Origin of the sequence: Acidianus manzaensis, assembly GCF_002116695.1 — an archaeon.
GTDB classification, from domain to species: domain Archaea; phylum Thermoproteota; class Thermoprotei_A; order Sulfolobales; family Sulfolobaceae; genus Acidianus; species Acidianus manzaensis.
In genome coordinates this window covers 985,003-1,006,796 of sequence record NZ_CP020477.1, presented here as the reverse complement: position 1 = coordinate 1,006,796, position 21,794 = coordinate 985,003, and the positions used below count along the sequence as shown (strand labels likewise).

The window sequence follows — 21,794 nt, the reverse complement described above, 5'->3', positions numbered from 1 at the left end:
CCTAACAAAGTTTATTAAATCTAACATAGAGAATTTAATGATTAAACATGCTATTCACTCCAAGAGAGCAAGAAAAATTACTATTATCCTGGGCAGCAGAATTAGCTAGAAGAAGAAAAGCAAAAGGATTAAAACTAAATTATGAAGAAGCATTAGCTATTATAACTGATTATATAATTGAAAGTGCAAGAGAAGGAAAACGAATGAGTGAAATAATAACAGGGGCACAACAGTTACTGAAGGAAGAAGACGTAATGGATGAAGTTCCAGAAATGTTAGATATAGTTCAAGTAGAAGCAACATTCCCAGATGGGACTAAATTAGTAACAGTGAGAAATCCAATAAAAAGTAACAAAAAGGCATTAAACACGTTCATTATACAGCCTGGAGAAGTAGAATTAAATGAAGACGAAGTAAAGTTAGAAGTAGTTAATTCTGGAGATAGGCCAATTCAAGTAAGTTCTCATTTTCATTTCTTTGAAGTTAATAAAAATCTAAAGTTTGATAGAGAAAAAGCATTCGGAATGAGATTAAACATACCAGCTGGAACTTCAATAAGATTTGAGCCTGGAGAGAAAAAGATAATATCATTAACTAAAATAAAAGGGAATAGAAGAGTTACTGGATTAAATGGATTAACTGAAGGATCCTTAGATTATAACAAAAAAGAAGCATTAGAAAAAGCTAAAGAGAAGGGATTCGCATGAAAATAAGCAAAGAAAGATATTTCGAACTTTACGGTCCAACAGTAGGAGATAAAATAAGACTAGGAAATACTAATTTATACATCACAGTTGAAAAAGATTTGATTACCCACGGAGATGAATTAGTATTCGGAGCAGGAAAAACTGCTAGAGACGGATTAGGATTACTGCCAAACGCTAAAGAAGAAGATACTATGGATACAATAATTACTAACGTAGTAATCGTTGACCCATTGCTTGGTATAGTAAAAGCTGATATAGGAATTAAAGATGGAATAATTGTAGGAATAGGTCATGGTGGTAATCCTTTCACTATGAACGGAGTAGATTTCGTTTTAGGCTCTGGTACAGAAGTTATTTCTGGAGAAGGATTAATAGCTACTCCAGGATTTATTGATTCTCATGTTCATTGGGTCGCAGTACAACAAGTTTATGATGCAATTTCTGCTGGATTCACTACAATAATTGGCGGAGGAACTGGGCCAGCTGAAGGTACTAAAGCAGTAACTGCTACTCCAGGTAAATGGAATTTAAAGACAGTAATATCAGCATTAGATAATTTTCCAATTAACTATGCTATAACTGCAAAAGCTTCATCCTCAAGAATTCCAATGGAAGAAGATCTAAAAGCTGGAGCAGGAGGATTTAAAATTCACGAAGATTGGGGAGCAATGCCAAGAGTAATAGATGAAACTTTAACAGTAGCAGACGAATATGACGTTCAAGTTACAATACATACTGACACTTCAAACGAAAGCGGATATTTAGAAGATACTTTAAACGCAATAGGAGGTAGAACAATTCATGCATATCACGTTGAAGGAGCAGGAGGAGGCCATGCTCCAGATATAATAAAAATAAGCAGTGAGCCAAATGTTTTACCATCATCAACTAATCCTACTAAACCCTTTACAGTTCATACTTACGAGGAACACTTAGAAATGCTCATGGCAGTACATCATTTGAATCCTAAAGTTCCAGAAGATATTGCTTACGCTGAATCTAGAATTAGAGAAGAGACAATGGCTGCAGAGGATTACTTACACGACTTAGGAGGAATAAGTATGATGTCTTCTGATTCTCAAGCTATGGGAAGAGTAGGTGAAACTGGGATAAGGACTTTCCAATTAGCTCATAAAATGAAGAGTTTATCTTTACTACAGATGGACGATAATTCCAGAGTTTTAAGGTACTTATCTAAAATAACGATAAATCCAGCAATTGCTCACGGGATCTCAGATTATGTAGGTTCAATATCTCCAGGTAAAATAGCTGATATAGTATTGTGGGATCCAAGATTCTTTCCGGCAAAACCGTACATGGTAATTAAAGGAGGAGCAATAACATGGGCAATGATGGGAGAGACTAATGCTTCAATAGCTTACGCTCAGCCAGTACTTTATAAACCAATGTTTGGATATTATGCACCTCATATAACTTCTTTCGTATTTACTTCCATGGAAGGGGTTAAAGAAGTAGAGAAGATAGTAAAGAGAAAAGTATTACCAATAAAGAATACTAGAAAATTAGGCAAGAAAGATATGGTTAGGAATGACGCTTTACCTAAAATAGAAGTTAATCCTGATACTTACGAAGTAAAAATAGATGGGAAAACTCCTAAAGTACCTCCGTCGGAAACTCTACCTTTAACACAGCTATATTTCATGTTTTAGTGATAAAAATGATTACACCAATAATATTCCAAATTTTTGATAGTGCATTACCAATAGGTTCTTTTAATTTCTCTAATGGTATAGAAGAAGCATTTTACAGAAAAATGAATATTCAAGAAGTTATAACATACTATTATAATGAAGTTATCCTAAGGGGTGATGCAGTAGCTGTAAGATTAGCATTTGAAAATCCTGTAGAGACTGATAAACTAGTTTACTCTTCAAAATTAACAAAAGAACTTAAAAAATCATCTACATTTTTAGGAAAATCTCTGGCAAGTCTTGATTTATGTAATAATGAGTATTTATCCGGAGTAAAAGAAGGAAAATATAAAGGGACTTATCCAGTAGTATTAGCTCAAACTTGCAAATGCTTAGGGATTGATAAAGACGTTTGCGTTAAAGGATTAGTATATTCGGAAACTGCTCAATTAGTGTTTTCTGCAGTTAGGTTAGGTGGTATCGATTTTAAGTCTGGACAAAAACTTCTTTCAAACCTTCTTAATCAATTTAGATATTATAACGAGTATGAGCCTTCTTATCCTTTAATTGATATTCTATCTAAAAATCATGAAAAGAGAGAAGTAAAGGTGTTTGAATCTTGAAAGTGGGCGTTTTAGGTCCAGTAGGATCAGGTAAAACTAGTTTAATAATAAAATTAACTGAATATTTAAGTAAAAGAGGATTAAAAATAGGGATAATAACTAATGACGTAGTATCAAATTTTGATGCGTTAACAATGTATAAGACTTTAGTAGAGGAAAAAAGTATCATACCAAAAGAAAATATTCTAGGAATAGTTACTGGAGGATGCCCTCATACAGCAATTAGGGAAGATCCTTCAGTAAACTTAAGGGCTTTAGAAATCTTAGAAAAAAGAGAAGATTTTGACGTAATTTTCATAGAAAGTGGTGGAGATAATGTAATGTCAACTTTTAGTCCTTTGTTAGCAGACTATACTATATTTGTATTAGATACTTCAGCAGGAGATAAATATCCTGGAAAAGGAGGATTAGGAATAGTAGAAAGTGATTTGCTTGTAATAAATAAAATAGATTTAGCTCCTTACGTAAATGCTGACTTAGAAAAAATGAAAAAAGATAGTTTAAGAATAAGAAATGGAAAGCCTTTCGTTATGATAAGTCTAAAATCTGGAGAAGGATTAAAAGATCTTTTTAACATTATTGAAGAGGAATTAAAATATGAAGGCATTATTAAAAGTTGAAAATTCTTTGATTGAAAGAACAGGAAGCTTAAACGCGCTTTTCTTAGGAGATACGCTTATGATCGTTAATCCCTCGGAAGTCTTAGCTCATGAAGATGAAATAAAAATTTCAATTACATCGAATGGAATAATAACTGATCAAGCTTTTACAAAAATACTCTCGAATTCAAACGTAAGAATTACTTATGAAATTAAAGGAAATTTCTTATTTATACCTCACCCAATTCTCTTTTATAATAATGCAAGAGCAAAAATTGATACTACATTTATAGTAAATCAAAAAGCTAAAATTATAGAAGCTTATGCTTTAGGTAGAGAAGGACATGGAGAAAAGTTTGAAAAAGGAAAAATAAAAGCTATAACTAAAATTTATTCAAGCGATGGAGAATTGCTAGTTTTTGATGTTCTTAGGATAGAAGATAAAAGCTATATGAAAACTGTTGGATCTTCTGGATTAATAACTACTTATGAAATTGATGGAAAAGAAATTAATATAGAAAAAATTCCAGTTAATTCAGAAGATGTAGAAGAAGAATGGTTAAAAGTTAGGTGATTAACATAGATGTAGAAGTCGATAGACTTTGCATAGAAAGAGGAAGATGTAAAATCCTAGTTAATGGGAAGTATCATGTAGTTAAAGGAGTAAAAGATGGAGATATTTTAGAAATAGATGGAGAAAAAATAAGAATAGTTCAAAAAGAAGAAACAGTATTATCAATAAGATTATCAAATACAGAAGAAGACTTGGTTCTAGGTTATATTATAGGGAATTATCATCTAAAAATAATGTTTGATAGAGAGAATAAAACAGTTTACATTCCAGTAGAGTTAGGATTAGATTATTGGTTAGATAAATTTAAGCAATATAACCCTAAAGTAGAAAAAATAAAATTTAAACCAAATGTAGAATTACCAATATCAGTAATTATTGATTTTAAGTAATTTTTTAAGATTCTATTTCTTTATATAAAAAGAATATACTAATTGAAGAACTAAGCATAAAAGCAAAGAAGTCTCTAAATTTTGCAAACATTATTCAAATTAATCCTGACTATGTTCTATCTTTTTTATTATAAACAAATAATGTATAGTTCTTTCAAGAAATTAAAAAGAAAAAAAGTCTAGTTTAATAAATTCTCTTTTATAACTCTATATGCATTATTCCATAAAACTTCATCTTCATGCCCTTCTATTGCCTTAGCTAATTCCTTTACTTTTAGGATGTTCTCAAATTCCTTTGGAGTTTCTTCTATTCCTAAAAAGTCAGTTCCTAAAGCTACATACTCCCAGCCGAAAGATTCACCTATGTATTTTATACTTTCAATTAATCCATTTATTGTTGGCTCCTTTAGTGTTGAGACTATTGCAGTAATCCCAATAACTCCTTTTGTTTTAACTATAGCTTCAATTTCTTCATCATCTAAATTTCTTTTATGGTTCTTTAGCTTAATCACATTAGTATGAGATGCTATTATTGGTTTCTTAGAAATTGATGCAACATCTAAAACCGTTCTTTTCCCTGCATGAGCTAAATCAATTATTATACCTAATTTGTTACTCAATTTAACTAATTCTTCGCCTTCTCCAGTTAACCCATAATCCCTTTTTGACATACATGAAGAAGCAAACTTATTGTCGTAATTCCACGTTAATCCTAAATTATATACATGCAATTCTTTCAAGATATACAGGTCATTATAATCCCTTAGTACGTCTGCTCCTTCTAGAGATAATAGTAACTTAACACCATTAGCGTTAACATCATTTAAATTCCTAACAATTTTAGCTAAATTTTTCCTATCTAGGTAATAATAAAATTTAACTTGGTCTAAGAATAGTTCTAAAGAGAAATTAGTTGATCTTGTAGGAGTTCCATAAAGAGCAGTTAGTTCATCACTTCTCTCATCCCAGGTATTTACATGAGGAAAAATCGAGGCGAAGATTAGTGAATCGTATTCTTTAAGCATCATTATACTAGACTGTATATTGCCATTAATTACATCAATTCCTTGTTGATTTGAATACGCCAGATCTTCATGCAGATCAATTAATTTCATTTTCATCTCTAAAGAATCTAAGTAGGAATATTTATAATTATAACTCTATAAAAATTATAGGTTAATTTATAATTAGGAAAAACGATGCAAAATGGATTAACCTTAATCATATAAATGGAGACATAAAAGTAAGATCCATAGACTTTTCTTCAATGACTGAAGGGTCAATAGAATAGGAAATGTTTTCTTTTGAAATTTTATCAATTATCTTTTCAGTATTAATCCTTTACCACCCTTCAAATCTTCATCAAATACTAATTCTCCTCTTAAGTAAGTTTTTTCTACTTTCGCATCAAACTTCATTCCTTCGTAAATAGAATGATCCATCTTACCATGCCATTCCTTTACAGTCCATTCTTTTCTACTTATTAAAGCAAAATCTGCATCTGCACCTACTCTGAAGCCTTTTTCTTTTATATTGTAGAGATTAATTTGATTTTCAGAAGTTATTTCTGCTACTTTTTCCGGAGGTATGTAATTTTTAAACATTAAACTGACTATTGTAGGCACTAGAAATTCTGTAGAAGCTACGCCATTAGGAACTTCTAAATAGCTTAATGCTTTATCCTTATATACCGACATATAACCAGAATAATCACTACCTAGAGTATGTACTTTATCTAATTTTCTAAGTAAATTATCCCTCAATTCTTTACTTCTTAAAGGAGGCGACATTATGAATCTTTTACCGTCTGGTCTTTCATAATAACTTTCGTCAAATAAAAGATAATGAGGGCACGTTTCAGCGTATATTATTGCACCTTTATTTTTCCAAGAATTAACAATATCTAAAGAATTAGGATCTGAAACGTGAACAATATAAGTTTTAGCTCTAGTTAAATAAGCTAACATGGATGCTCTATACACTGCTTCTTCTTCAACTTCTGGTGGTCTAGTTATTGCATGGTAAATTGCAGGCTTTTCATCCTTATATTCTTCCTGCAAAAAATCAATCACATCTCCATGCTCTGCATGTATCGCAACTGTTCCATTTAATTTCCTTACCTTCTGCATAGCCATCATCATTGTTTCATCATCAACTTGCATGCTTCCCTTATATGCCATGAACATCTTTATGCTTTTTACTCCCATTTTGAATACTTCATCTAAATATTCAATATCTTCCTTCTTCTTAACTATTAAATGAAAAGAAAAATCCATTTTAGATGTAGAACTCGCTTTATCTATCTCTTCCTTCACAGCCTCAATAATTGGCCTACCTAGAGGATCTATAAAATTTATTAGTGAAGTTATTCCTCCAGCTAATGCCACTTCACTACCTGACTTATAATCATCTGCAGTAGGTATTATTTCTCTAGCTCCTAGATATCTAGAATTAAAATGAGTATGAGCGTCAATTACGCTTGGCAACACTAAATATCCAGAAAGATCTACAGTATCATCTCCTACTATATTCTTCTTTATTTCAGTTATTTTTCCATTTTCTACTTTAAAATCTGTTTCAGTTATTCCATTCTTAGTTATAACTCTAGCGTTTTTAAATATCATATATCTTAATAGCTTATCTACCTTAAAACTATTTTTTACTTAATCAAGGAAAAACTAAAAATGATTCTAATTAAAATTTTTACATGACATAGAAAAGAAAAGATAATATAATACCTGCGATTTTAAGAATATATATGTTTTATTCATATGTAGACGATGTTAAAGGAGACTATGAAAGTGTAGCGTTTATAAGATCTAGCAAATCTTATGCTAAATTTACACTAAGTGGTAATGCCTTTACTTGGGAAGATTTAAAGGATTATAAAATTCCGAAAGTCTTCGAACCAGAAGGAAAACTTAAAGATATAGAAATTCCACTATTAGCAAAAGGCGTAGCATTATACGTAGGTCAACCTTTAGGAATGGTTATAGGAAAAGATCCTTACGAAGCTGAAGACAAAAAAGAAGAGATAGAAGTAGAATATGAAGAAATAAATCAACCTTTATATCCTCCAGACAATGTTATATTATCTTTTTCTAAAGGAAATTATGAATTAGGAGAAAATGAATTAAATTTAAAATTAAAATTTAATAGACAATCTCCAGCACCTTTAGAAGGTAGGGCTATAGCAGTAAGACATGAAGATGGAAAACTTTTGATTAGAATTTCTAACCAAGCACCAACAGTTGTGAGAAAAATAGTTTCTAAAATGCTTAGCCTTGATGAGGATAAAATTGAAATAACAGTACCAAGAGTCGGTGGAGGATTTGGAGCAAAACAAGACATAGTAATGGAAGAATTAGCTGTAATAGCGTTATCTTTCTATACTGGAAAGAATCTAAAATGGATTGAAACTAAATCAGAGCATATAATGACATCACAAGGTAGAGGACAAAGCCATGAGATAAAAGTTTATTTTAATAATAATGGTAAAATAACAGGAATAATTGATAACCTAGACTACGATATGGGTGCGTTTCCATTACCTTGGTCAGGGATATCTCCTCTTTACGTTACTCTAATGAGCATGAAAAGTGTTTATAATATAAGTATAAGGAATAATGTGAGGGTTATAGGGACGAATAATCCTCCCCAAGGCGCATTTAGAGGTTTCGGAAGGCCAGAAGCTTTCTTTATTATTGAAAGAATAATGGACGAAGTAAGTAGAAAACTTAATATTAATCCAATTGAATTAAGAGAAATTAACTTAAATAAAGACCTTGAAATAGGTAACGTTACTCAAGTTCTAAACAAAATGAAAAATAAATATAAAGAATACAAAGAAAAATATGGAAAAGGTATAGGAGTTTCGCTTTACGTTCATTATGCATCTCCTACTTCAAAAGTTTTAATAGGAGAAGAAAAATCATTCGTAGGAGGATACGAGTGCGTGTCAATCAGACTCAAAACTGACGGTAAAGTAGAAGTAAAAACTACCGTAGTTGATATGGGTCAAGGAATATCAAAAGTATTAAAGAAAATAGTATCCGAAACGTTAAACTACGACAAAGTCAACGTAATAATAGGATCCCAAGACGTAAATGGCTATGGAAGCTGGGCTAGCAGAAGCACTATTACGGCTGGCAATGCTGCTCTACTCGCAGCTAAAGACTTAAAAGAGAAAATAGATAAACTAGGAGGAATTGAAAGAGTATTAGATAAACTAAATAATTCTCCTTGGGATATAGACGATAAAGAATTTTACAGTATAAAATGTTACGAACCTCAAGATATGGTAGGAGCAATAAGCGGCCAAATAAGCGTAGTAAATTTTGATGGGCTTAGAATTAAAGCATTAGAAAATTATACAATAGTAGATGTAGGGATAGCAGGTGATGAAGAAGAAGTAAAAGGTCAAATAATAGGCGGAATAGTTCAGTCTTTAGGAGGATTACTTTATGAAGATGTTAACAGTCCTTTTGACTATCTTTTACCTACTGCAGTTGAAGCTCCTAAAGTTAGCGTAGAATTGCTTAACACTCCATCTGAAACTCCTGGCGGATATAGGGGCATAGGAGAAAATAGTATATCTGGAGCTTACGCTTCAATAGCTAATGCAATATCAGACTTCTTCCCAGTTTATGAAATTAGGGTGAAATATAACGCTTAAGTTACCAGCTTTTTATGATATGCATTCTCATTTAGAAAATGCATTTATTAAAATTGAAAATGAAAGTAATACGTTAGAAGAAGCTGTAGAAAAATGGAGTAAAATTCGAGATTCTTTATCACTTCAAGAATTAAAAGAAAGAATAATTAAAGCAGCGTTGATAGAATTATTTTACGGAACTACTCACATAAGAGTACATGCTGATACTTGCTCCAAGAATTTAAAGAGCGTTAAGGCTTCAATTTTAGCTAAAGAAGAATTGAAAGAATATGTAGATTTACAAATCGTAGCATTTCCAGAACAGGGAATATTTAACTGCTCTGAAGAAGAATTCAAGGAAGCATGTAAAATTGCTGACATTATAGGAGGAAAACCAGAAGCTGATGAAGACAGGGAAAAGCACATGAGATTAATATCTGACATAGCTTATAAGCTAAATAAAAGGATTGACGTGCACATTGATCAACACGATGATAAAAGTAAAGACTCAGAATTTATTTTGAAAATAGCCAAAACTAAGGTAGCGTTGAGTCATCTCACAGCTTTACACTATTATTCTGAAGAGGAAGCAAAAGAATTAATTTCACTAATTAAAGAGAAAAATGCTAGTGTAATAAGTTCTCCATTAACTGCATTTTATTTAAATGGAGGAAATTCTTATCCAATGTATAGAGGAGTTACTAGAATTAAATATCTTATAAATTCTGGTATAAACGTTTCTTTAGGACATGACGATATTCAAAATCCATTTTATCCAGCAGGAAATGGAGATATGCTTCAAGTTCTTTGGATAGCCATGAATATTGAAAAAGAATTCTCTCCAAAGATGATAGAATTAATAACAGTAAATGCAGAAAAAGAATTTGGAAACAAAAATACTGATTACATAATTTTTGATGCTGAAAATTTAGAAGAAGTAATGTTCACTCTTCCTTCAAGAAGAGAAGTAATTAGAAACGGAAAAGTAGTAGCGAAAAGTTCACAAGAAACTAAAGTTTTAGATTTAAATCCATTTGAAATTATGAGAAAATTATCTAACTTTCATCAGCTCTGAAAGACGATCTTTCATCTCTTTATAAATAGAATTACCGTATACATAAAGGTAAAACTCTAATTTGTAAATTATTATTATAATAATTTTTCTTAAGAGTTAATGTTGGAGATTTGAAAATTGAGATTTTTCTCTCAATCAAGCCATTCGTAGAATAAGCGTTAAGTAATCAAATAGTGCACATATTACTTAAGAGTTAACATAATTTAATTAATGAAAACTAATTCTTCCTTCTCTTTTTTCTTTTAGAAAGCTTGGATAAAATTAATGTAAGAATAAATACAAAAAATATTATACTTATCGAAGCTATTAACTGCGAAATTATAAGCATTTAAAGCTTAATATCTATTCTAAATATAAATAAGATAATGAATACAAGATATTTTGATCAGGAAAAAATTGACTATTCTATAGATAAGAAAATAGTTATAGAAAAATCTAAGGATTGGAGCTTTACATCACCTATTTTAAGTAAAATTAGTAAAGAAAAAATAGCAGATATAGTAGTATTTCCTAAGGATGAAGACGAAGTAATTAAAATAGTAGAATATGCAATAGAAGAACATATACCAATAATTCCAAGAGGAAGCGGTTATGGAACAGTAGGAGGATTAATACCAATAAAAGGAGGAATAATTCTAGATATGAGTAAACTTTCAAGTGTTGTAGAAGAAGACGAGGAAGAAATAACAGTCTATGCTGGTACTCCATTTTACGATAAAGGATTCTTATTTAACCCTAGAGTTTATCCGACAATCTATCAAAAAGCTTCAATTGGAGGATACTTTTGTGGAGGATCCTGGGGAATAGGGTCTTTTATGTTTGGTCCAAATTGGGATCAAGTAACTGAAGTGACAATGGTTAATCCTAGAGGGAAATTAGTAAAGCTAAAAGGAGGTGATACTAAAATTGCAGCTCACGCAGAAGGAACAACTGGAATCGTAACTAGGCTAAAAGTATTAAAGTTCACTGAAAATGACTACATTCCTCAACTTTTCCTATTTGATAGGTTACATGATGCGATAAAATTTATTGAAAAACTATACGAAGATCTTCCTTTGATTTATCATATTACATTAAGGTCTCCAGAAATAACTCATTTAACTAAAGATATCACGGGCTTTGATACTAATAAGTGGGCAGTATTAGTAGTTAGTAAAGATATAATAGAAGGTTACATTGACGGTTCGCCATTGTGGAGTAAGAGGAATGTATTTTTCGCGGGCGTTTATACTAATCTCGTATTAAAGGAGAAAAGAGAAATCTATTATACTCAGTATCATATTGAAATAGATAAATTAGAAGAAATGATAAAGAAGGTAAGAGAATCACAAGATGTCATTATAGAGTCAGAATTTGCTAATGACAGAAAAGGGCATACATACTTTATGGTTTATAATGAACCAGCGTTTTTTAAAGTTCAAGAGATACTGGGTGCTACTACATTTAATTTACATTCTCTATATATAAACAATAGATTAGATAAAGCTCATTTACAGAGGATACTAATGTATAAGAAAATGTATGATAAAGAAGATTTATTTAATCCTGGTAAAATAAAAGTATAATATGTATAATGAATATTTACCCGTAGCTTTCTCAGACGAACTTAAAGATAAGTTAGAAGTACAATTATTAAATAAAGATATTTTATTACTGAGAAGAGAAGAAAAAATTTATGCATTTTCAAATAGATGTCCTCATAGGTTAGCTAAACTTTCTCACGGGAAATTTTTAGATAACGAGATTCAATGTCCATATCATGGATGGAGATATAATTTAGAAGGAAAATTAACTTACATACCTTCTTTAGGAAAAAGCATGAATGTAAAACTTGAGAAATATTTTGTAAAAGAAAAATATGGAATAATTTGGGTATCTATAAAAGAACCTAAAGAAGATTTACCAGAAATATCAGACTGGACAGGATTTAGAAAAATAAAATGTGGGCCGTATTATATTAAAGCAAATCCATTTAGAGTTCTAGAGAACTTAATGGACGTTTCTCATTTTCCTTTTATTCATGAAGGATATTTAGGCGATCCAAAATTTCCATCAATACCAGAATATGATGCTAAATTGAATGACGAGGGAGTCATAATGGAAAACGTAAACGTATATCAACCTAATCCTGATGGTTTATCTCAAGGAAAATATTTTAATTACACTTACAAAGTTTTAAGGCCATTATTACTATACTTCAGCAAAATAAACGAAAGAGGAGAAATCTTCTCAATGATATTCACAATTAAGCCTGAAGCTAAAGATAAGAGTATAGTTTATGCATGGATATTAATGAATTATGCTTATGATACTCCAGAAGAAAAAATAAGAAAATTTGAAGATGAAATTATAATGCAAGACAAAGAAATACTTGAAACACAACCGTACGAATACTACTTGGATCCATCAAAAGAAATCCACGTAAAAGCAGACTTAGGTTCAGTACTTTATAAACAATATTTAAAAAAGAGAGTAGGACAATTTGAAGAATTAGGATTAATATAAAAAAGAAGATGATATATATAAGAGATAACTTAACAAATTTATGATAGTCATGCTTACATAAAATAAAAAGAAGAAGCTTTTTATTGTAATCTTTATTTTTAGATAAAAATAAATGCCTATTTTTTCTTCTTCTTTCTTCTTCTTACTTATTTATCATTCTCTTTTCTCTTCTTATTTTCAGATCATATTGAATTGTCTTGGAAAGATTTGGCGAGAAATCTTTAGGGATAATAAAGAAAGTTTTATCATCAATAATTACTATATCATTTGCATTAGCAAACTTCTCTGGTAATTTTATACTTCCTTTAATGCTCTTCATAAATATTATTATTAGCTAATTAGTTAATAAACTTATTTAGAATGCTTTATGTATAAACAAAATTCTATTTTATTAATAGTATTTTCAGTTTGAACTTTTTCTTAGTAGCTTTTATTGATAAATATAAGAGGACAAACCTCGCCTTTTTAGGGCAGGGTAAAAAAAGGTTTTTAAACCAAAAAATCCCCTCTTTTCTTAATGGGTAACTCTACTGGTCAACTTAGGACGGATGAGGGGCAGGAGCCAACACTCACTCCTGCAATACCAGTAGAAGTACCCAACATAAAAACAAACGTTATCAGGCTTTTAGTAAACGGTTTTCAAAACAGAAAATTACACAAGCTAGCTAACACTTCAGCAAAACTATGGAACGAACTAACTTACGAAAGAAGACAACAATACTTTAAAGAAAAGAAAGTAAACTTCAAAGAAACATACAAGAAATACTACGAAAAATACAAGATCATTCTCAAAGTTAACGCACAAGCAATCATTCAGAAAAACAATGAAGCATGGTCATCCTTCTTTTCGTTGTTAAAACAAGGTGAAAAAGCAACACCACCAGGCTATTGGAAGAGTGACGGAAAAAGAAAAGAAATACTAATAATTAGACAAGACAGATACGAAGTACGTGAAAATAAAATAATCCTCAGAGATTTTGCCATGGAGGTCGAGTTTGCTGGTAAACTTAACTGGAGTGGAAAACAAGGAAGATTAGAGATAATTTATGATGAAGTGAAAAACACGTGGTACGCAAATATACCAGTAGAAGTTGGCGTTTATGTAGCAAGAACTGGTAAACCATCAAAGTACATTGTAAAAGGAAAGAGAGATAAAATAATCATAGCAACGCCTAAAAGTAACAAGAAAGCATCAATTGACCTCGGAATTAACATGTTAGCTAGTGTTGTAGTTGATGATGGCACTTGGTTATTATATCGCGGTACTAGGGCGAAAGAGGATTACTTCTATTTTCAAAAGAAGATTGCTGAAGTGCAATCACTGGCAGACAAAACTAAGAATATTGGTGAGGCTGAAGCTTATGAGGAATTAAATAGAGAAAAGAGAAGGTTATTTAAGAAACTGTATTCTCGTTTATTACACTTATACAGAACGTTGGCATCTCATTTAGCTAGGACATTATACGAACTCGGTGTTTCAGAAGTGTATGTTGGCTATCCTTACGATATTGCTCAAGATAAGGGGAATAAGTTTACGGTAAACATGTGGAGTTATGGTAAACTAATAGATATTCTTTCTCAAAAGCTTATTGAGTATGGTATGAGAGTGTATAAAGTGATTGAGTATAATACTTCGCGTTACTGTGCTTATCATGGTGTAGAGGTTGTGAGGAAGCCGAGAGGTACAATAACGTGTAGTTTAGGTCATAAGCTTCATTCTGATCTAAATGGAGCTTTAAATATTATGAAGAGGGTGGTGAAAGGGATTCCAGCAAAGATTAAGAGACCGCTTTCATTTTACGTATTCCATAATGGAGTAGCTCCTATAAAGGGGAGTAACGCTTTAGACCCTAGCGGAATCCTCGCCTTTAGGGCGTGGAGTGGGTCAAAAATATAAGAGTATTATTGATTTTTAAAACGTCCTTGTAAACGTAAAACACTATCTTAGAAGTATATTGTCTGTTTAAGTTCTAGCTTGTTGTTATATATTCTAGTTAAATTATTTACTTTTAAGTTAGATAAGAGAAGAAATGCTAAATATAAAATCTACTATCCATATTTTTCTTTATGATTATAAAGAATGTTAAAGTGGTAAAGGACGGACAAATAACAGAGGCAGAAGTAGAAATAGAAGGTAGTAAGATAAAAAAGATAGGAAAATCAATCTTATCGCAAGATAAAATTTTAGATGGGCAAGGTAATTTACTATTACCTGGAGGAGTAGACAATCACGTTCATATATTTAAAAGGTATCTAAAAGTTCCTACTTCAGATACAGTAAGGAAAAGCACAATAGCATCAGCCTTTGGCGGAACAACTACAGTAATTGACTTTGCATTTTCAGATAAAAGTCCAAACTTAGATGAAAGAATATCACAATTTAACGAATCATTTACAAATTATTCTTTTCACATTTTTGCAAATAAAGTTTCTGAAAATTTAAAGAAAGACTTTGAACGAGGATTCCGTTCGATAAAATTTATGATGATAGAATATTCTGGAGAAACTGGAAACTTAAAAGGATTAAAGGAACTAAACGAATTCGCTAAAGCTAATAATGGATACATCATGGTTCATGCAGAAGATGAAGAGTTAATTAATACTTTAAAGGATGGTAGAAAAGGAGAACCAAAACTGCATCTTTTAACTAGACCAGAAGAAACTGAATTATCAGCTGTTTTAAGAGTAAATGCGTTAGTAGATAAAGGTTTAATAGCCCATGTAAGTTGTGGAAAAACATTAGACTTAGCAAAAGAAGGTATATTAGCGGAAACTACATTACATCATTTAATGTTAGACAAAAGCGTTTACGATAGAAAAGATGCTTATCTTTATGTAACATCTCCTCCAGTTAGAAATCCAGAAGAAATATGGAAAAGAATTAATAAAGTTCATATTATTGCCACTGATCATAATTGGTTTAATAAGGAAGTAAAAGGGGAACATAGAGAATTTCCAGATTTAGTCCCAGGTTTACCTGGAGTAGAATTAAGAATGGAGATAATAATTTCAGAATTTATAAAAAGAGGATTACCATTAGATTTAGCAATAAAATTATTATCTGAGAATCCAGCAAAACTAAATGGACTGGATACTGGAAAAATACAAGAAAATTATAGAGCAGACTTAGTAATTTATGACTTAAATAAGAAATGGAAAATTTCAGCAGATAACACTCACATGGCTGACTGGACACCTTATGAAGGATATGAAGTTATAGGAAAACCTAAAACAGTGATAATTAACGGCGAAATAGTAATAGAAAACGAAGAGCTAATCAACGATTCGTTTAAAGGTGAATTACTGGTTAATCAAAATCAAGATAAATAAACGAATACTGTTTGGGACACTCTATAGTAGTTAACTGAAAATATCCTTAATTCTCTCATTTGATAACATAAATTCTCTACATAAAGTTACGTATTACTTTAATATATTTAGCCTATATAATTAATAAAGACATATGTTTGGCTTATAATAAGCTAAACAATTAAGCTTAAACGTTAATTTCCGTAAACTGCTAACTCTACTTTGCTAACTATATTCTGCCTACTAGTCCATAACTAACGGGAATAGAAGATTTTAAAAACATACATCTTCCCAAACAAACTAGAATTTTAACATTACAGTTTAATAATTTTTAACACAAAAGAAGGGTATCTTTATTAACTTTTCAAGTAACTACGTTATGAAAAGAAATGATTTCGGTAGAGTTAGACTCTAAAGATATAGAGATCGTAAAGTCAAGAATACCTGTACTTAAAGAATATGGAGTAGAAATAACTTCAAGGATGTACCAATTACTATTTGAGAGATATCCATACACTAAACCTATGTTTACTAAAGATGTTTCTAAAGGCCTTGCTATGGCTCTCTTAGTTTATGCAGAAAATATTGAAAATTTAGAAAAAATAAAACCAGCATTAGAATCAATAGTAAGAAGTCATGTTAATAGGAGAGTTAAGTCAGAACATTATAAACTTGTATGGGAATGCTTAAGAGATTCTATAGTAGAGGAATTAGCTGAATTAGGAGTAACTAAAAATGAAGAAATTATAAAAAGCTGGGAGAAAGCCTACTGGTTTCTGGCAAATCTTTTAATCTCTAGAGAATCTGAGTTATATAAGAAGTTATAAAGTAATTTTTTATTTATTCAAAGGTGATGAAAAATAAGTAGTACTATTTGCCCTTATTGCGGAGTAGGTTGTAAATTACGGGTTGATATTCATAAAAAGATAATTTACCCTGAAAATTACATTACGAATAAGGGAATGCAATGCGTTAAAGGTGCTACACTGTTAGAAACCATAGAATCAGGCCGTTTAACTAGTCCAATGATAAATGGAAAGGAAGTTGACTGGGGAAAAGCATTAGAATATTCTGTTAATAAAATTAGAAGAATAATAAGAAAAAATAAGGATTCGCTAGGAATTTATATTGGTGCACAAATACCCACAGAGGACCAATATTTAGCTGTAAAGCTGGGAAAGGGTCTTATTGGTACTGCCTCGTTTGATTCCAATGTAAGATTATGTATGGCTAGTGCAGCATATGCGTTAAAATATGCATTTAATGACCCTTCACCTACTGTTTCATACGATGATCTAAGTAAAGCAGAAACTTATTTTCTTGTTGGGGTTAATCCTGCCTCAAGTTATCCAGTGTTATGGAATAGAATGTTAATGAATAGAAAAAGAAATAAGGCAAAAATGATAGTTATTGATCCAATATTTACTGATACTGCACAGCAATCAGATATATTCATAAGAATCCCACCAGGTAAAGATATTATATTACTTAATTCTATAGCATATGTTTTAATAGAAAAAGGAGTTAAAATTGAACCAGAAGGGTTTGAGGAATTTAAGAATGTTGCAATGAAATATCCACTTGAGAGAGTAGCTAATTTATTAGGACTAGATATTAGTGTAATCTATGATATTGCTTTAAGAATTTATAAAACTAAGACAATATTTATGTGGGGTATGGGAGTTAATCAGACAATACATGGTGTTGATACTGGAATTTTAATAGCAACCTTAGCTATGTTATCTGGAAATGTTGGGGTAGAAGGTTCAGGAGTATTACCTCTAACTGGTCAGCATAATTCTATGGGGGCTAGAGAAGCTGGAGCCTTAGCTGGAATGTTGCCTGGGTTAAGGTATATTAGCAATGAAGATGAGGTTAGGGAAGTTGAGGACTACTGGAGTTTACCTAGATATTCTATCCCTAGACACTATTACACAATAACTGAAATGTATAGACTAATTGAGGAAAGAAAAATAAGTGCCTTATACATTATTGGAACAAATCCAATAGTTTCTTTACCTCAATCGAGGAAATTCGCTGACCTCTTATCATATTTAGATATATTAATAGTACAAGATGCTTATTTCACTGAAACTGCAAAATACGCTGATGTTGTTTTTCCAGCTTCATCATGGGGTGAAAGAGAGGGAATACATACTTCTGGTGATAGAACTGTGGGATATTTATCAAAAATTATTGATTTAAAGACTGACGCTTTACCAGATTGGTTAATATTTCAAAGAATTGCAAATTATTTAGGTTTTGAGTTCAATTACAAAAGTGTTGATGAAATATTCACTGAATTCAAAGGACTAACTAAAGGAAGAACTGATGATATCTCTAGCCTTAGTTATAATGATTTAATAGGAGGATATAGATGGCCTTTTAAAATATCTACAATTAAGCCTAAAATATATAAGACTAAAGGAGTGGATTTAGATAAAGAAGATCTAGTGATTGACGATAATGAAATAATAATTATAACTGGGAGAACAATGGGGCACTGGAATACCAGAACTAGATCATCAAGAAGCTGGTCCTTAGCTCTGATTAGTGATGATGATTTTATCCTCTTAGGAAATGATTATTGTGAGAAATTAGGTGTAAAAAATGGTAGTAAAGTTAGGATAATGACTAATGAAGGATACACAGACTCAATAGTTAAATGCGTAAACTGGATAAAAGGTAATATTGCATTCATGCCTTTTCACTGGGGTCACGCTAATAAAATAATGGATTGGAAAATTGATCCAATAAGTAAAGAGCCTGCATTTAAACATTTAAAGGCTAGGATACTTCCACTATCATAGTAATTTTTAAGATGGTACTAGAATCTAATCACTAAAAAAATATAAAAAATTTAAAAGAAGATGGTAGTAAAATAAAATAAAGTAAATAAGTTAAATTCTCTTTTACAAACTAAGAATTCCTGATTCAATTCTGAGAATATTATATCCTAATTTCCATGAAGATAATTCTGCATCTCATTCTTACTATCTGTCATTACAATTAAATATTTTTTAGTTGTAATTATCATAACATGTAAATATGATAAAAATAGCAGTTATACGAGTAAAATGAAATATTCTGAGAAATTTAAGTTATATTATCCATCAAGATATAAAGGAATATATACAAGCAGAGGGGATAACGATTTAGTATCAGTTAGGATAAGACAAGGTAACTTAAGGGATCCATTAAAATGGTATACTTATCAATTAGAGGCATTGATTGAAATAGCATCAAATTATGGAAATAATAAGATTCATTTCACAACTAGAGGTGACGTAGAGCTTTATGGAGTAAACCTTAATGATTTAGATAAAGTAATTGAAGAACTTAAAAACGCAGATTTAGATCCACAAGACTCTTGTGGAGCTTCAGTAAGGAATGTGTTACCATGTCCATCATATTTATGTCCATTTGCAAAAACTGACTCTGTTAAGATCGCTATGCAAATAGCCTCATATTTCCGCCATAACCCAGACTATGAATACCCAAAACTCCCTAAAAGAGTTAAAATAACAATCTCTGCATGTGAAAGAGGATGTGCAACTCCAGGTATAATGGACATAGGAATTGTTGCTAAGGATGAGAACAGATTTGATATCTATCTTGGTGGTGGAATAGGTGATCAAGAATTTCAATCAATAAAAATGTTTGAAAATGTTACATCTGATGACACTTTAGCAATATCTATAGCTGTAGCAGATTTACTTAAACAAGAAAATGAGAAAAGAGGATTTAAGTGGATTTTAGCTAAATATAAAGAAAAGACTAAAGATATTATAAACGATAAAAAGAAGTATGTGACAAAAATAGAAACTTCCTCTCCTTTTATGATACCTCACAAAAAGATAATTATGGTAAGGACTGCAGGAGGCTGGCTAACTACAGAAAAAGTAAAGGAAGTAATCAAATTAGCGAAAGATAACTTCGATTTTGTCATATTATTTAATGCTCAATCCATATTTATTCCAGTTAAAAGAGATACTGAAATAAGCGGATTAGATTACGAAATATCAGATAGTTATCCTATTTCTTCAAGACTTGTAGAATCCTGCATAGGAGATGACTACTGTCCCCCGGCAATCCTTTCAACTACAACAGTAGCGGAAAATATAAATAAAATTCTTAAAGAAAAAGGATCAAATTTGAGAGTCTATATAAGTGGTTGCTCTCACTCTTGTGGAAGACACCAAATTGCAGATATTGGATTAGGGGCTGCTGTGAGGAATGGCAAAAAAGTGTTCAAAGTCTACGTAAAAGGAGATAATTTTAGGATAGGAAAATTCTTAGGAGAGATTGATGCAGAAGATTATGTCGAACTAATTCAGAAAGTTACAGAGACTGGAAATCTAGAGGATAAAATAAGGGAAGTAAAATCTTTTAGAGAGGTGAATCTAGGTGACGAAAAGAAGTAAAATAAAAGGTTCCCCAAAACTTGCTTTAATTACTGGAACATTAGCATTCTTCATAGGATTTACAGCAGTTTCTCTTTTTAGTGTAACTGTTCATAAGTTTTCATCTATTCTTCATCTTTCCATTGAAGAAATAGGTTGGCTAATAGCTATACCCTTGCTTACTGGTTCTTTGCTTAGAATACCTTTTGGTGCGTTAGTTGAAAAATATGGTGGTAAAAAAGTAATTTTAACACAACTTATAATAGCCTTTATTGGGATGCTCTCTATAGTAATAATTTTATTTCTAAACGATGTTTCCTATTTACTACTATTAATTTCTGGTGCAATAGCTGGAACTGGAATTTCGACATTTTCATCTGGAATAGCCTATGTTTCGTATTGGTTCCCTCAACGTAACCAAGGTTTTGCTTTAGGCACTTTTGCTGGAATTGGAAATACATCTCCTGGAATATTTACAGTTATATTACCTTATCTATTAAGTTTTGGTTTAACTAATGTCTATCTAATATGGAGCTTAATAGTCCTATTTGGTATCATAATTTTCTTCTTCTTCGGTCAAGATGTAATTTATTTTAGGCTGAGAAAAGAAATAGGGGATAAGGCTATAAATGAGGCAAAAACTTATGGAGAAGAAATATTTCCTTCTTCAAATGCCTCAAAATCTATAATTAATTCTGCTAAAGAACCAAAAGTTTGGCTTCTTACAATTATGTATTTAACTTCATTTGGAGGTTTTGAGGCTTTAACAGTCTGGCTTCCTACGTATTGGCAGAATTTCTTACATATTAGTATTGTTGAGGCTGGATTTTTAGTTGGCATATTATTTTCATTACTTACTGCTCTTATAAGAGTTCTTGGAGGATTTCTAAGTGATAGAATTGGAGGAGAAAAAGTATCACTTATATCATATTCTATAATAGTATTAGGTTCTATAATAATGATTACAAGCTTTAAAATTAATACTTCCCTACTGGGAGAGATAAGTTTAGCTATTGGAATGGGAATAGCAAATGGTGCTGTGTATAAGATGGTTCCTAAATATGCTTCTAATAGTGTAGGTGGTGCATCAGGTCTAGTAGGTGGTTTAGGAAGTGTTGGAGGTATAATAATACCACCAATCATGGCTTCCATAGTTAATTTATACGGATATGATGGCTATGCATACGGCTTTACATTATTCATAATACTTGGTTTAATCTCTATTCTAATTGCTGAGATCTTAAATAAGAATCTTAGATGTAAAAACTGTTTCCCTAATTTAAAATAGTGATGAAGTTTTTCTC

The 21,794-nt window shown here is 31.1% G+C and carries 19 protein-coding genes; 16 read left to right on the top strand and 3 right to left on the bottom strand.

What is annotated here, in order from left to right; genetic code table 11:
• The first annotated feature begins 47 nt into the window (after nt 1-47).
• Genes B6F84_RS04795 through B6F84_RS04770 form a run of 6 tightly spaced genes read left to right on the top strand, consistent with a single transcriptional unit; the run spans nt 48 to nt 4,544 of the window.
• A complete protein-coding gene (locus tag B6F84_RS04795; RefSeq protein WP_148691182.1) occupies nt 48-707 on the top strand; it encodes an urease subunit gamma in 660 nt (219 codons plus the stop codon).
• Nucleotides 704-2,377, top strand: a complete 1,674-nt coding sequence (ureC, locus tag B6F84_RS04790) for an urease subunit alpha (RefSeq protein ID WP_148691181.1) — start codon at nt 704-706, stop codon at nt 2,375-2,377. The genes B6F84_RS04795 and ureC overlap by 4 nt, the downstream gene beginning before the upstream one ends.
• 8 nt (nt 2,378-2,385) lie before the next feature.
• The gene (locus B6F84_RS04785; RefSeq protein ID WP_236749066.1) at nt 2,386-2,982 is read left to right on the top strand and encodes an urease accessory protein UreF; all 597 of its coding nucleotides are present in this window, start codon (nt 2,386-2,388) and stop codon (nt 2,980-2,982) included.
• Between the two features lie 2 nt (nt 2,983-2,984).
• The gene (ureG, locus tag B6F84_RS04780) at nt 2,985-3,602 is read left to right on the top strand and encodes an urease accessory protein UreG (RefSeq protein WP_236749106.1); all 618 of its coding nucleotides are present in this window, start codon (nt 2,985-2,987) and stop codon (nt 3,600-3,602) included.
• Nucleotides 3,580-4,155 (top strand): urease accessory protein UreD, encoded by a 576-nt coding sequence (locus B6F84_RS04775; protein WP_148691179.1) that lies wholly within the window; start codon nt 3,580-3,582, stop codon nt 4,153-4,155. Before ureG ends, B6F84_RS04775 begins: the two co-directional genes overlap by 23 nt.
• Nucleotides 4,152-4,544 (top strand): UreE family protein, encoded by a 393-nt coding sequence (locus B6F84_RS04770; protein ID WP_148691178.1) that lies wholly within the window; start codon nt 4,152-4,154, stop codon nt 4,542-4,544. The genes B6F84_RS04775 and B6F84_RS04770 overlap by 4 nt, the downstream gene beginning before the upstream one ends.
• A 179-nt stretch (nt 4,545-4,723) precedes the next feature.
• Here B6F84_RS04770 and B6F84_RS04765 read toward each other — a convergent pair whose 3' ends face one another.
• Both B6F84_RS04765 and B6F84_RS04760 read right to left on the bottom strand, forming a co-directional pair.
• A complete protein-coding gene (locus B6F84_RS04765; protein WP_148692839.1) occupies nt 4,724-5,659 on the bottom strand; it encodes a dipeptidase in 936 nt (311 codons plus the stop codon).
• A gap of 204 nt (nt 5,660-5,863) precedes the next feature.
• Complete coding sequence (locus B6F84_RS04760; protein ID WP_148691177.1) at nt 5,864-7,168, bottom strand: amidohydrolase family protein; 1,305 nt, start codon at nt 7,166-7,168, stop codon at nt 5,864-5,866.
• 134 nt (nt 7,169-7,302) lie between these two features.
• Between B6F84_RS04760 and B6F84_RS04755 the strand changes: the two genes are divergently transcribed.
• The 4 genes from B6F84_RS04755 to B6F84_RS04740 all read left to right on the top strand — a co-directional run bounded on the left by B6F84_RS04755 (nt 7,303) and on the right by B6F84_RS04740 (nt 12,778).
• On the top strand, nt 7,303-9,219 hold the full coding sequence (locus B6F84_RS04755; protein ID WP_148691176.1) for a xanthine dehydrogenase family protein molybdopterin-binding subunit: 1,917 nt from the start codon (nt 7,303-7,305) through the stop codon (nt 9,217-9,219).
• Nucleotides 9,209-10,273 (top strand): amidohydrolase family protein, encoded by a 1,065-nt coding sequence (locus tag B6F84_RS04750; RefSeq protein WP_257788616.1) that lies wholly within the window; start codon nt 9,209-9,211, stop codon nt 10,271-10,273. Before B6F84_RS04755 ends, B6F84_RS04750 begins: the two co-directional genes overlap by 11 nt.
• 365 nt (nt 10,274-10,638) lie before the next feature.
• On the top strand, nt 10,639-11,838 hold the full coding sequence (locus B6F84_RS04745) for an FAD-binding oxidoreductase (RefSeq protein WP_148691174.1): 1,200 nt from the start codon (nt 10,639-10,641) through the stop codon (nt 11,836-11,838).
• A 1-nt stretch (nt 11,839) separates the two neighbouring features.
• Complete coding sequence (locus B6F84_RS04740; protein WP_148691173.1) at nt 11,840-12,778, top strand: aromatic ring-hydroxylating oxygenase subunit alpha; 939 nt, start codon at nt 11,840-11,842, stop codon at nt 12,776-12,778.
• Nucleotides 12,779-12,920: 142 nt separating this feature from the next.
• Here the strand turns inward: B6F84_RS04740 and B6F84_RS13830 are convergent, their stop codons facing one another.
• On the bottom strand, nt 12,921-13,097 hold the full coding sequence (locus tag B6F84_RS13830) for a hypothetical protein (RefSeq protein WP_187152754.1): 177 nt from the start codon (nt 13,095-13,097) through the stop codon (nt 12,921-12,923).
• A gap of 198 nt (nt 13,098-13,295) precedes the next feature.
• Between B6F84_RS13830 and B6F84_RS04735 the strand changes: the two genes are divergently transcribed.
• The 6 genes from B6F84_RS04735 to B6F84_RS04710 all read left to right on the top strand — a co-directional run bounded on the left by B6F84_RS04735 (nt 13,296) and on the right by B6F84_RS04710 (nt 21,778).
• On the top strand, nt 13,296-14,675 hold the full coding sequence (locus B6F84_RS04735) for an RNA-guided endonuclease InsQ/TnpB family protein (RefSeq protein ID WP_148691172.1): 1,380 nt from the start codon (nt 13,296-13,298) through the stop codon (nt 14,673-14,675).
• 170 nt (nt 14,676-14,845) lie between these two features.
• On the top strand, nt 14,846-16,108 hold the full coding sequence (locus B6F84_RS04730; RefSeq protein WP_148691171.1) for an amidohydrolase family protein: 1,263 nt from the start codon (nt 14,846-14,848) through the stop codon (nt 16,106-16,108).
• Between the two features lie 368 nt (nt 16,109-16,476).
• Nucleotides 16,477-16,914, top strand: coding sequence for a globin domain-containing protein (locus B6F84_RS04725; RefSeq protein WP_148691170.1), 438 nt, complete (start codon nt 16,477-16,479; stop codon nt 16,912-16,914).
• Nucleotides 16,915-16,947: 33 nt separating this feature from the next.
• A complete protein-coding gene (locus tag B6F84_RS04720) occupies nt 16,948-18,897 on the top strand; it encodes a molybdopterin oxidoreductase family protein (RefSeq protein ID WP_338025994.1) in 1,950 nt (649 codons plus the stop codon).
• Nucleotides 18,898-19,164: 267 nt separating this feature from the next.
• Nucleotides 19,165-20,511, top strand: coding sequence for a hypothetical protein (locus B6F84_RS04715; RefSeq protein WP_148691168.1), 1,347 nt, complete (start codon nt 19,165-19,167; stop codon nt 20,509-20,511).
• Complete coding sequence (locus tag B6F84_RS04710; RefSeq protein ID WP_148691167.1) at nt 20,495-21,778, top strand: MFS transporter; 1,284 nt, start codon at nt 20,495-20,497, stop codon at nt 21,776-21,778. The genes B6F84_RS04715 and B6F84_RS04710 overlap by 17 nt, the downstream gene beginning before the upstream one ends.
• The last annotated feature ends 16 nt before the right edge of the window (nt 21,779-21,794 follow it).